Consider the following 11,570-nt stretch of genomic DNA (forward strand, 5'->3'; position numbering starts at 1 on the left):
CTGCCCGGGACCGTTGGCGCCATGGATGGCGCCATCGAGCCCCCATGGAAGGGTTCACGGCGTGTCCCGGGCAGCCCTGCCAACCCGACCCACGCCATGAAGCCCAACGAGGCAACGCCTTGAACCTTACAGCGCCTCGAAAATACCCGCCGCACCCATGCCGGTGCCGATGCACATCGTCACCATGCCGTACTTCTGCTGGCGACGACGCAGGCCGTGCAGCAGGGTTGCGGTACGGATCGCGCCGGTCGCACCCAGCGGGTGGCCCAAGGCAATCGCGCCGCCCAGCGGGTTGACCTTGGCCGGGTCCAGGCCGCAGTCACGGATCACCGCCAGCGACTGCGCGGCGAAGGCTTCGTTGAGCTCGATCCAGTCCAGCTGGTCCTGGGTCAGGCCGGCCTGCTTCAGTGCCTTCGGGATCGCGGCGATCGGGCCGATGCCCATCACTTCCGGGCGCACGCCGGCCACCGAGAAGCTGACGAAACGGGCCAGCGGGGTCAGGCCGTAATCCTTGATCGCCTGCTCCGAGGCCAGCAGCACGGCGCCGGCGCCGTCGCTCATCTGCGACGAGTTGCCGGCGGTGACGGTGCCGCCGAACTGGCCGTTGCGGAACACCGGGCGCAGCTTGGCCAGGCCTTCGGCCGAGGAGTCCGGGCGGGGGCCTTCGTCGGTGTCGGCGATCTTGTTGCGGGTGATGATGCGCTGGCCGTCGGCCAGGTCCGGCAGGTGCGAGACGATCTCGTACGGGCTGATCTCGTCCTTGAACTCGCCGTTCTGGATCGCGGCCATGGCCTTCTGGTGCGAGGCCAGGGCAAAGGCGTCCTGGTCTTCGCGCGAGACCTTCCACTCTTCGGCGACCTTCTCGGCGGTGATGCCCATGCCGTAGGCGATGGCAACGTGGTCGTTGTCGAACACGCTCGGCGCCATGGCGATCTTGTTGCCCATCATCGGCACCATCGACATCGACTCGGTGCCGCCGGCCAGCATCAGGTCGGCGTTGCCCAGGCGGATCGCGTCGGCGGCCTGCGCCACGGCCTGCAGGCCGGAGGAGCAGAAGCGGTTCACGGTCTGTGCGGCGATGGTGTTCGGCAGGCCGGCCAGCAGCACGCCGATGCGGGCCACGTTCATGCCCTGCTCGGCTTCCGGCATGGCGCAACCGATGATGGCGTCATCGATGCGGTTGACGTCCACGCCCGGGGCCTGGGCGACGACGCTGCGCAGCACGTGCGCAAGCATGTCGTCGGGGCGGGTGTTGCGGAACATGCCCTTGGGCGCCTTGCCAACCGGGGTACGGGTGGCGGCGACGATGTAGGCGTCCTGGATTTGCTTGGTCATTGCAGTGATCTCTTGAATTTTTTAGCCGGAGTGCCGACCAACGGTCGGCACCCACCGGAAGCAGGGATGGGCGATCAGTTACGCAGCGGCTTGCCGGTCTTCAGCATGTGCGCGATGCGGGCCTGGGTCTTTTCCTGCTGGGCCAGTTCGACGAAGTGCTTGCGCTCCAGGGTCAGCAGCCACTCTTCGTCGACCAGGGTGCCGCGGTCGACCTTGCCACCGCACAGCACGGTAGCGATGCGCTCGGCGATCTCGTAGTCGTACGGGCTGATGAAGCGGCCTTCCAGCATGTTGACCAGCATCATCTTGAAGGTGGCGATACCCACGTCACCGGCCACCTGGATGCGGCGTGCCGGCAGCGGCGGGCGGTAACCCGCTTCGGCCAGGGCGCGTGCTTCGGCCTTGGCGATGTGCAGGGCCTCGTAGCTGTTGAACACCACCTTGTCGGTGCTGCGCAGCAGGCCCAGTTCCTTGGCGTTGACCGCCGAGTTGGACACCTTGGCCATCGCCACGGTCTCGAAGGTCTTCTTCAGTTCGGCGAACACGTCGCCGCCCGGACCCGCGGCCTGCGAGGCGCGCACGGCCAGTTCCTTCAGGCCACCACCGGCCGGCAGCAGGCCGACGCCGGCCTCGACCAGGCCGATGTAGCTTTCCAGGAAGGCCACGGTCTTGGCGCTGTGCATCTGGAACTCGCAGCCGCCACCCAGGGCAAGGCCGCGCACGGCAGCCACCACTGGCACCAGCGAGTACTTGATGCGCTGGCTGGTGCGCTGGAAGTTGGCAACCATTTCTTCGAACTGGTCGACCTTGCCGGCCTGCAGCAGGCCGAGGGCACCGGCCAGGTCGGCACCGGCGGAGAAGGGTTCCTTCTGCTGCCAGATCACCAGGCCCTGGAAGTCCTTCTCGGCGCGGCTCACGCATTCCTGCAGGCCGTCCAGCACCTGGTCGGACACGGTGTTCATCTTGGTCTTGAAGCTGACCACGGCGATGCCATCACCGTCGTGCCACATGCGCAGGCCGTCGTTCTCGAACACGGTCTCGCCCGGCGCGAACGTTTCGCCCAGCAGCGGATCGGGGAAGCGCTGGCGCTGGTACACCGGCAGCGACGAGCGCGGCAGCTTGGCGTTGCGCGACGGGCTGTAGCTGCCCTCGGCGGCGTGCACGCCATCGCGGCCATCGAACACCCAGTCCGGCAGCGGCGCGCTGCTCATGCTCTTGCCGGCCACGATGTCATCGGCGATCCACTGTGCGACCTGCTTCCAGCCGGCAGCCTGCCAGGTCTCGAACGGGCCCAGCGACCAGCCGTAGCCCCAGCGGATGGCCAGGTCGACGTCGCGCGCGGTCTCGGCGATGTCGGCCAGGTGGTAGGCGCTGTAGTGGAACAGGTCGCGGAAGGTCGCCCACAGGAACTGCGCCTGCGGGTGCTGGCTCTCGCGCAGCTTGGCGAACTTCTCGGCCGGGTTCCTGATCTTCAGGATCTCGACCACTTCCGGCGCGGCAGCGCGATCGGCCGGACGGTAGTCCTGCTTCTCCAGGTCCAGCACCACGATGTCCTTGCCGACCTTGCGGAAGATGCCGGCACCGGTCTTCTGGCCCAGTGCGCCCTTGGCGATCAGCGCGTCCAGCCACTTCGGCGACTTGAAGAATTCATGCCACGGGTCGTTCGGCAGGGTATCGCCCATGGTCTTGATGACGTGGGCCATGGTGTCCAGGCCGACCACGTCGGAGGTGCGGTAGGTGGCCGACTTCGGGCGGCCGACCAGCGGACCGGTCAGGCCGTCCACTTCATCGAAGCCCAGGCCGAACTGCTGGGTGTGGTGGATGGTGGACAGGATCGAGAACACGCCGATGCGGTTGCCGATGAAGTTCGGGGTGTCCTTGGCGTACACCACGCCCTTGCCCAGGGTGGTGACCAGAAACTCTTCCAGGCCTTCCAGCACGGCGGCGTCGGTGGTGGTGGCCGGGATCAGCTCGGCCAGGTGCATGTAGCGCGGCGGGTTGAAGAAGTGCACGCCGCAGAAGCGGTGGCGCAGCTGCTCGGGCAGCACGTCGGCCAGCTTGTTGATGCCCAGGCCCGAGGTGTTGGAGGCCAGCACCGCGTGGTCGGCCACGAACGGCGCGATCTTCTTGTACAGGTCCTGCTTCCAGTCCATGCGCTCGGCGATGGCCTCGATGATCAGGTCGCAGTCCTTCAGCTGCTCCAGGCCGGACTCGTAGTTGGCCGGAGTGATGGCTTCGGCCAGCGACTTGCTGGCCAGCGGTGCCGGGCTCAGCTTGCCCAGGTTGGCGATCGCCTTCAGCACGATGCCGTCGGCCGGACCCTCCTTGGCGGGCAGGTCGAACAGCACGGTGTCGACGCCAGCGTTGGTGAGGTGGGCAGCGATCTGGGCACCCATGACGCCGGCACCCAGCACGGCGGCGCGGCGGACTAGCAGGGAATTGGACATGGTGTAGGGCCTTTGTTGGTCAGCAGTTACTGGGTGGAATCAAAGGGAAGCGGGCAGGGCGCCGGCGCGAGCGGCGGCGCGGAACCCGGCTTCGGCGAAATGGATCAGTTCGTGGGCGGCATGGGCACGATGCGCCGCTTCAGTGACATCGGCGGGACGCTTGATCAGCCCGAAGTCGGCCATGGCATAGGTGAGCGAGCCGGCCAGGAAATCCAGGCGCCAGTACAGCTCTTCCTTGCTCAGGTCGGGCACGCACTCGCCGATGGCCTTGCCGAACGCACGCAGCACGTGGCCGTAGTGGTCGGACAGGAACTTGCGCAGGTTGTCGTTCTTCTCGGCGTAGGCGCGGGCGATCACACGCACGAAGGCACCGCCGTTCTGGCGATCCTGGGCCAGCGCCAATGCCGGCTCGACGAAGGCGGCCAGCACCGGGCGCAGCTGCCCGGGGTGTTCGCTGCGGGCGCGTTCGAGCTGCGACAGGCGGGCGCCGGTCATCTCGTCCATGCGGCGGCGGAACACCTCGTTGACCAGGTTCTCCTTGGAGCCGAAGTGGTAGTTGACCGCTGCGATGTTGACGTCGGCCTGGCTGGTCACCTGGCGCAGCGAAGTGCCGGCGAAGCCGTGCTGTGCGAACAGCTCCTCGGCCGCGCCGAGAATGCGGTCCTTGGTCGAGAAGTGGGCGGGTTTGGCCATCGGCGGGCGGACCTTAATCAAACGATTGTTTGATACTAGGACCAGACGGTAGCGTATGGCATTTTGCAGTGCAGCAAAAATGGCCCGGACGGTCAGAATCCACTCAGCTGGGTGAATGGGGTAGGGGTCGGATCCCCGCAGGGGCTCCGACCCCGACACTGGGCCGGGATGGGGTCAGAGCCCCTGTGGGGATCTGACCCCTGCCATGAGGGTTTGCCGGCCGGCCACCGGCACTACCATGCCGCCGCTTTATCTTTTACAATTCGCCTACGTTTATCAGGCTAAGCCCGCGTCCCGACGCGGGTTTTTTTCATGTTACCCTTCGGGCCATCAGCGGCCCGATTCCATTGGAGACATCCCATGGCGCTGGAGCGCACCCTTTCGATCATCAAGCCGGACGCCGTTGCCAAGAACGTCATCGGCGAAATCTACGCCCGCTTCGAGAAGGCCGGCCTGAAGGTCGTGGCCGCCAAGTACAAGCAGCTGTCGCGCCGTGAAGCCGAAGGCTTCTACGCCGTGCACCGCGAGCGTCCGTTCTTCAACGCGCTGGTCGAATTCATGATCTCCGGCCCGGTGATGATCCAGGCCCTGGAAGGCGAGAACGCCGTCCTGGCCCACCGCGACCTGCTGGGCGCCACCAACCCGAAGGAAGCCGCGCCGGGCACCATCCGCGCCGACTTCGCCGAATCCATCGATGCCAACGCCGCCCACGGCTCGGACTCGGTCGAGAATGCCGCGATTGAAATCGCCTACTTCTTCGCCGCCACCGAAGTCGTTTCGCGCTGAGAGTAATGCCGTGAACGAGGTCGTACAGTCCCCCGCCATCCAGCCGCTGCCGAAGTCGGCACCCACGGCTGGCAAGCAGAACCTGCTCGACCTCGATCGCGCGGGCCTGGAGAAGTTTTTCGTCGAGGTTCTCGGCGAAAAGAAATTCCGTGCCCACCAGGTGATGAAGTGGATCCACCATCGCTACGTCACCGATTTCGATGAAATGACCGACCTCGGCAAGGTCCTGCGCGCCAAGCTGCAGGCCCATGCCGAGGTGCTGGTTCCGAACATCGTGTTCGACAAGCCCTCCGCCGACGGCACCCACAAGTGGCTGCTGGCGATGGGCGTGGATGGCAAGAACGCCATCGAGACCGTGTACATCCCGGACAAGACCCGCGGCACGCTGTGCGTGTCCTCGCAGGTCGGTTGCGGCCTGAACTGCACGTTCTGCTCCACCGCCACCCAGGGCTTCAACCGCAACCTGACCACTGCCGAGATCATCGGCCAGGTGTGGGTTGCCGCGCGCCACCTGGGCAACGTGCCGCACCAGATGCGCCGCCTCACCAATGTGGTGATGATGGGCATGGGCGAGCCGCTGATGAATTTCGACAACGTCGTGCGCGCCATGAGCGTGATGCGCGACGATCTGGGCTACGGCCTGGCCAACAAGCGCGTGACCCTGTCGACCTCCGGCCTGGTGCCGCAGATCGACCGCTTGTCCGCCGAGAGCGACGTGTCGCTGGCAGTGTCGCTGCATGCGCCGAACGATGCGCTGCGCGAGACCCTTGTGCCGCTCAACAAGAAGTACCCGATCGCCGAGCTGATGGCCTCGTGCGCACGCTACCTGCGCGCCAACAAGCGCCGCGAATCGGTCACCTTCGAATACACCCTGATGAAGGGCATCAACGACAAGCCCGAGCATGCCCGCGAATTGGCCCGCCTGATGCGCCAGTTCGACAACGCGGTGCAGGCCAAGGATTCGGGCAAGGTCAACCTGATTCCCTTCAATCCGTTCCCGGGCACCCGCTACGAGCGTTCGGAAGAAGCGCACATCCGCGCCTTCCAGAAGATCCTGCTCGACAGCAACGTGCTGACCATGGTCCGCCGTACCCGTGGCGACGACATCGACGCCGCCTGTGGCCAGCTCAAGGGCCAGGTGATGGACCGCACCCGCCGCCAGGCGGAGTTCAACAAGACGCTGCAGGCGGGGAAGGGGAGCGATGCCGCGGCCTGACCGCCTCTGGCTGGCGCTTCTCGCAGGCGTGCTGGCCGTTGCGGTCGGCGGCTGCAAATCCCATCCCAAGGCCAAGCTCGGTCCGAGCCAGGCGCCGGTCTATTCGGTGGGTGACCCGGAAAGCGTGCGGCGCGAAGTGCGCTGGCGCGACCTGTTGACGCTGGCGACCCGCGACATGCAGGTCGGCAATCTCGATGCCGCCGAGCGCAAGGTGCGCGAAGCACTGAAGCTGGCGCCCGAGGCGCCCGATGCGCTGGTGCTCCAGGCCGGCATCGATGACCGTCGTGGCCGCACCCGCCAGGCCGGTGAGAACTTCCGCAAGGCCGCCGAACTGGCGCCGCAGCGCGGCGACGTGCTCAACAACTACGGTGCCTGGCTGTGCCAGCAGGGCCAGCCGGCCGAATCGCTGGTCTGGTTCGACCGCGCGTTGCAGGCGCCGGGCTATGCCACCCCGGGCGAAGCCCAGGCCAATGCCGGCAGCTGCGCACTGGATGCGGGCCAGCTTGAACGTGCCGAACGCGACCTGCGTGCGGCGCTCGTGGCGGCCCCGGCCAACCCGGTCGCGCTGGAGTCGATGGCCCAGCTGAGCTACCGCCAGGGCCGCTACATGGAGGCCCGGGCCTTCGCCGAACGTAGGATTGCGGCTGCACCCGCAACGCGTTCCGTGTTACAACTTGCGTCTCAAATCGAAGTGAAGCTGGGCGATCGGGCGGCATCTGATCGTTATCTGCAGCGGATTCGACAGGAATTTCCGCAGGACGCGGGCTCCTAACTCCAGGGTTGATGCATTGTGATTGATGACCAGACTGTGAGCGCTCTCGAGACTGCGGCCGGCTGCGGCACCCGCCTGCGCCAGGCCCGCGAAGCGGCCGGACTGACCCTCGAAGATGTCGGCTCGCGCCTGCGCATGCCGGTCCAGGTGGTCAAGTCGCTGGAAGAGGAACAATGGCAGAAGCTGGGGGCGCCGGTGTTCGTGCGTGGCCAGCTGCGCAGCTATGCGCGCCTGCTCGACGTGGATGTCGGCCAGCTGCTGGAACAGGCCCAGGTCGGCCCGGTGGTTCCGCCCACCCTGGTCAGCCATACCCATACCCCGCGTGCGCGCCGCATCGCCGAGAACCTCGGCCGGCGCGTGCTGTATGTCGGCATCACCGCCGTGCTGGCGGTGCCGGTGTGGTTCGCCACCCGTGGCCACTTCGACGGCAGCGCGACCCCGTCGCCGAGCACCGCGTCGCTGGATGTGATCCCGGCCGCCGTGCCGGTCACCCCGTCCACGGCCGGTGCCGAGGCTGTTGCGCCGGCCGAAGCGGCCACTGCCCCGGCCAGCAAGCCCGCGGCCACCCCGTACGTGGCCTCGCTGGCCCCGGTGCCGCGCCCGGCGCCGGCTCCGGCGGCTGCCGGCAACGCGCTGGAAATGCAGTTCAGCGGCGACAGCTGGGTCGACATCGGCGGCCCGGACGGCAGCACCGTCGAGAAGGCGCTGATCAGGTCCGGCGAGACCCGCAGCTTCACGCCGGGCCAGGTGACCCGGGTGACCCTGGGCAACGCCTCGGCGGTCCAGGTTCAGCAGAACGGCGCTATCGTCGATCTGACCCCCTACCAGCGAGCCAACGTGGCACGCTTTCAGGTATCCTCTGAAGGCTCCGTTGTCCCGGTTTCGCACTGAGGCGCGGTTTCACCACCTTCGATAATCCCAATGGTCCCTCCCGACGGGCGGGGCGAGAGTACGCATGGCGATCGACGATCTGCTCGACGAGCACGAACAAAGTGAACGCGTCCGCAGCTGGCTGCGGAAGAATGGCGCCAGCATCCTCGGTGGCGTAGTCATCGCCATCGGTGCCATTGCCGGCTGGCAGTGGTACCAGAAGGATCAGGGCGGCAAGCTGGCCTCGGCCAATGTCGAGTACCAGAAGGCCCTGCAGGGCCTGCAGCAGAACAAGCTTGACGACGCCGCCAAGGCGGTCAAGGCGCTCGAAGCCGGCCCGTCCAGCATCTACGGCGACCTCGCGGCGCTGCAGCTGGCCAAGGCCCAGGTCGACGCCGGCAAGAATGAAGAGGCACTGGCAACCCTGCGCAATGTGAAGGTCGAAGGTGACCTGCAGCGCGTGGTCGACCAGCGTGTGGCCCGCCTGCTGGTGGCCACCGGCAAGAGCGACGAGGCCATCAAGCTGCTGGGCAGCGCGACCGACAGCAGCAGCCTGGAAATCCATGGCGATGCGCTGATGGCGCAGGGCAAGCGCGATGACGCCCGTGCACAGTACGAGAAGGCGCTGAAGACGCTGGACGTGGCAGCGCCGCAGCGGCGCCTGCTGGAAACCAAGGTTATGGACGCCGGCGGCACCGTCGCCGCCCCTGCGGAGTCGGTTTGATGAGTCAGAAGGTCATGATCACCCGCGTCGCCACCGTGCTCCTGATGGGCATGGCCCTGACCGGCTGCAGCACCATGAAGGGCTGGTTCGCCGGCAAGGACGCGGCCGCGAAGAAGGCACAGGAACCGGCTGAGCTGGTCAAGTTCGAGCCGACCCTGAAGGTCAGCAAGGCCTGGTCGGTCAACCTCGGCAAGGGCGAGCGCCGCATCGGCGTGCGCCAAGGCCCGGCGGTGGCCAACGGCCACGTGTTCGCTGCGGCGATCACCGGTGGCGTGCACGCCATCGACCTGCAGACCGGCAAGAAGGTCTGGACCTGGGAGCCGAAGAAGGAAAAGAAGAAGGCCAAGCTGCGCCTGTCCGGCGGCCCGGGTGTCGGTGAGAACCTGGTCGTGATCGGCACGCTGGATGGCCAGGTCATCGCGCTGGACATCAACGATGGCAGCGAGAAGTGGCGCGCCCGTGTTCCGGGTGAAGTCATCGCCGCGCCGGCCGTTGCCCAGGGCATGGTCTACGTGCGCAGCAACGACGGCCGCGTTACCGGCTTCGATGCCGGCAACGGCACCCAGAAGTGGTTCAACCCGAGCGAGCTGCCGGCGCTGACCGTGCGTGGCAACGCGCCGGTGGTGACCGGCCCGGGCGTGCTGTTCATCGGCAAGGACGAGGGTGCGGTTGCGGCCCTGGCCCAGCAGGATGGCCGCACGCTGTGGGAACAGAACCTCGGCAACGGCGAAGGCCGCACCGAGCTGGAGCGCATGGCCGACGTCGACGGCGCGCCGGTGCTGGAGGGCAACACCCTCTACGTGAGCAGCTTCAAGAACCAGACCATGGCCATCGAAGGCCCGACCGGTCGCCCGCTGTGGGCGCGCGACCATGGCGGTGCCGGTGGCGTGGCGGTGTCGTCGGGCAATGTGTTCGTCACCGACAACAAGGGCGGCGTGTTCGGCCTGGACAAGGCCAGCGGCGCGGCCATGTGGTCGCAGACCGCGCTGGCCCGTCGTTCGCTGACCGGCCCGGCGCTGCACGGCGACTACGTGGTGGTCGGCGACTACAAGGGATACGTGCACTGGTTGCAGGCGTCCGATGGTGCGATGGCGGCACGGGCAAAAAGTGGCGGCGACGCCCTGCTGGCCCAGCCGGTCGTCGCAGACGGGGTGCTGCTGGTGCAGAACGTTGATGGCAAGCTGACCGCCTTCCGGTTGGCAAATTAAAAATTGGAGTAATCGCGATGCTGCCTTTGGTCGCCCTGGTTGGACGGCCGAATGTCGGCAAGTCGACTATTTTCAATGCGCTTACGCGCACCCGTGACGCGCTGGTCCATGACCAGCCCGGCGTCACCCGCGACCGCAACTACGGTGTCTGCCGGCTGGACGAGGACAATCATTTCCTCGTCGTCGACACCGGCGGTATCGCGGAAGAGGAAGAGGGTCTGGCAGGGGCTACCACCCGCCAGGCCCGCGCCGCTGCCGCGGAAGCCGACCTGATCCTGTTCGTGGTCGACGCCCGTGAGGGTGCGTCGGCGATGGACGATGAGATCCTGGCCTGGCTGCGCAAGCTGTCGCGCCCGACGCTGCTGCTGATCAACAAGATCGACGGCACCGACGAGGACACCGTCCGTTCGGAGTTCGCCCGTTACGGCTTCGGCGAGATGCTGACCGTGTCGGCCGCGCATCGCCAGGGCCTGGATGACCTGCTGGACGAAGTGATCCAGCGCCTGCCGGAAGAAGGCAGCGGCGAAGAGCTGGACAACGATCCGAACCGTATCCGCATCGCCTTCGTCGGTCGCCCGAACGTGGGCAAGTCGACCCTGGTCAACCGCATCCTCGGCGAGGAGCGCATGATCGCCTCCGACGTGCCGGGCACCACCCGTGACTCGATCGCGGTGGACCTGGAACGTGATGGCCGCGAATACCGCCTGATCGATACCGCCGGCCTGCGCCGCCGGTCGCGCGTGGACGAGGTCGTCGAGAAGTTCTCGGTGGTCAAGACCATGCAGTCGATCGAGCAGTGCCAGGTGGCCGTGCTGATGCTCGACGCCACCGAAGGCGTGACCGACCAGGACGCCACCGTGCTCGGTGCCGTGCTCGATGCCGGCCGCGCGCTGGTGATCGCCATCAACAAGTGGGATGGCCTGACCGAGTACCAGCGCGAGCAGGCTGAAACCATGCTGTCGCTGAAGCTGGGCTTCGTGCCGTGGGCAGAGTCGGTGCGCATCTCGGCCAAGCATGGCTCGGGCCTGCGCGAGCTGTTCCGTGCGGTGCACCGCGCGCACGAATCGGCGAACAAGACCTTCACCACCAGCGAAGTGAACAAGGCGCTGGAAGTGGCCTACGAGACCAACCCGCCGCCGACCATCCGCGGCCATGTCTCCAAGCTGCGCTACGTGCATCCGGCCGGTTCCAACCCGCCGACCTTCATCGTGCACGGCACGCGCCTGAAGGAGCTGCAGGAGTCGTACAAGCGCTACCTGGAGAACTTCTTCCGCAAGCGCTTCAAGCTGATCGGCACGCCGGTGAGCTTCATCTTCCGCGAGGGTACCAACCCGTACGAGGGCAAGAAGAACGTCCTCACCGAGCGGCAGGTCAAGGCCAAGCGGCGCTTGATGAAGCACGTCAAGGGCAAGTGATTCACGAGAAGGCGGCCGCAGGGCCGCCTTTCTTGTTTGTGGTAGTGCCGGCCGCTGGCCGGCAACCCCCTGACCCGTGCGGAGATGCATAGCTGCCCGGCACC

General features: G+C 66.7%; 10 protein-coding genes. 7 read left to right on the top strand and 3 right to left on the bottom strand.

Annotation, left to right across the window (positions count from 1 at the left end; all coding sequences use genetic code 11):
- Positions 1-126: 126 nt before the first annotated feature.
- The 3 genes from VG566_RS20310 to VG566_RS20320 all read right to left on the bottom strand — a co-directional run bounded on the left by VG566_RS20310 (position 127) and on the right by VG566_RS20320 (position 4,475).
- Positions 127-1,335 carry an acetyl-CoA C-acyltransferase gene (locus VG566_RS20310; protein WP_019661304.1) on the bottom strand — a complete coding sequence of 403 codons (1,209 nt, stop codon included), beginning with the start codon at positions 1,333-1,335 and terminating at the stop codon, positions 127-129.
- 74 nt (positions 1,336-1,409) lie between these two features.
- A complete protein-coding gene (locus tag VG566_RS20315) occupies positions 1,410-3,782 on the bottom strand; it encodes a 3-hydroxyacyl-CoA dehydrogenase/enoyl-CoA hydratase family protein (RefSeq protein ID WP_126411978.1) in 2,373 nt (790 codons plus the stop codon).
- Between the two features lie 39 nt (positions 3,783-3,821).
- Positions 3,822-4,475 (bottom strand): TetR family transcriptional regulator, encoded by a 654-nt coding sequence (locus VG566_RS20320; protein WP_241884830.1) that lies wholly within the window; start codon positions 4,473-4,475, stop codon positions 3,822-3,824.
- 360 nt (positions 4,476-4,835) lie between these two features.
- Between VG566_RS20320 and ndk the strand changes: the two genes are divergently transcribed.
- The 7 genes from ndk to der all read left to right on the top strand — a co-directional run bounded on the left by ndk (position 4,836) and on the right by der (position 11,466).
- Positions 4,836-5,261 (top strand): nucleoside-diphosphate kinase, encoded by a 426-nt coding sequence (gene ndk, locus VG566_RS20325; protein ID WP_005409295.1) that lies wholly within the window; start codon positions 4,836-4,838, stop codon positions 5,259-5,261.
- A 10-nt stretch (positions 5,262-5,271) separates the two neighbouring features.
- Entirely contained in the window at positions 5,272-6,477 is a 1,206-nt protein-coding gene (gene rlmN / locus VG566_RS20330) for a 23S rRNA (adenine(2503)-C(2))-methyltransferase RlmN (RefSeq protein ID WP_005409296.1), read from the top strand.
- Entirely contained in the window at positions 6,464-7,249 is a 786-nt protein-coding gene (pilW, locus tag VG566_RS20335) for a type IV pilus biogenesis/stability protein PilW (protein ID WP_041863329.1), read from the top strand. The genes rlmN and pilW overlap by 14 nt, the downstream gene beginning before the upstream one ends.
- Before the next feature lie 18 nt (positions 7,250-7,267).
- Complete coding sequence (locus VG566_RS20340; RefSeq protein ID WP_032960759.1) at positions 7,268-8,140, top strand: RodZ domain-containing protein; 873 nt, start codon at positions 7,268-7,270, stop codon at positions 8,138-8,140.
- A gap of 64 nt (positions 8,141-8,204) precedes the next feature.
- Positions 8,205-8,843 (top strand): YfgM family protein, encoded by a 639-nt coding sequence (locus VG566_RS20345; protein ID WP_032960761.1) that lies wholly within the window; start codon positions 8,205-8,207, stop codon positions 8,841-8,843.
- A complete protein-coding gene (gene bamB, locus VG566_RS20350) occupies positions 8,843-10,051 on the top strand; it encodes an outer membrane protein assembly factor BamB (protein WP_014036904.1) in 1,209 nt (402 codons plus the stop codon). Before VG566_RS20345 ends, bamB begins: the two co-directional genes overlap by 1 nt.
- Before the next feature lie 17 nt (positions 10,052-10,068).
- The gene (gene der, locus VG566_RS20355; protein ID WP_241884829.1) at positions 10,069-11,466 is read left to right on the top strand and encodes a ribosome biogenesis GTPase Der; all 1,398 of its coding nucleotides are present in this window, start codon (positions 10,069-10,071) and stop codon (positions 11,464-11,466) included.
- Positions 11,467-11,570 lie beyond the last annotated feature (104 nt).

This window comes from Stenotrophomonas sp. CASM114, assembly GCF_049384325.1.
Classification (GTDB): domain Bacteria; phylum Pseudomonadota; class Gammaproteobacteria; order Xanthomonadales; family Xanthomonadaceae; genus Stenotrophomonas; species Stenotrophomonas muris.

Bases quoted from the DNA above. Each gene is read 5' to 3' on its own strand.
- VG566_RS20345 (WP_032960761.1), top strand. From the start codon at position 8,205: ATGGCGATCGACGATCTGCTCGACGAGCACGAACAAAGTGAACGCGTC.
- der (WP_241884829.1), top strand. From the start codon at position 10,069: ATGCTGCCTTTGGTCGCCCTGGTTGGACGGCCGAATGTCGGCAAGTCG.
- pilW (WP_041863329.1), top strand. From the start codon at position 6,464: ATGCCGCGGCCTGACCGCCTCTGGCTGGCGCTTCTCGCAGGCGTGCTG.
- VG566_RS20320 (WP_241884830.1), bottom strand. From the start codon at position 4,475: ATGGCCAAACCCGCCCACTTCTCGACCAAGGACCGCATTCTCGGCGCG.
- bamB (WP_014036904.1), top strand. From the start codon at position 8,843: ATGAGTCAGAAGGTCATGATCACCCGCGTCGCCACCGTGCTCCTGATG.
- ndk (WP_005409295.1), top strand. From the start codon at position 4,836: ATGGCGCTGGAGCGCACCCTTTCGATCATCAAGCCGGACGCCGTTGCC.
- VG566_RS20315 (WP_126411978.1), bottom strand. From the start codon at position 3,782: ATGTCCAATTCCCTGCTAGTCCGCCGCGCCGCCGTGCTGGGTGCCGGC.
- VG566_RS20310 (WP_019661304.1), bottom strand. From the start codon at position 1,335: ATGACCAAGCAAATCCAGGACGCCTACATCGTCGCCGCCACCCGTACC.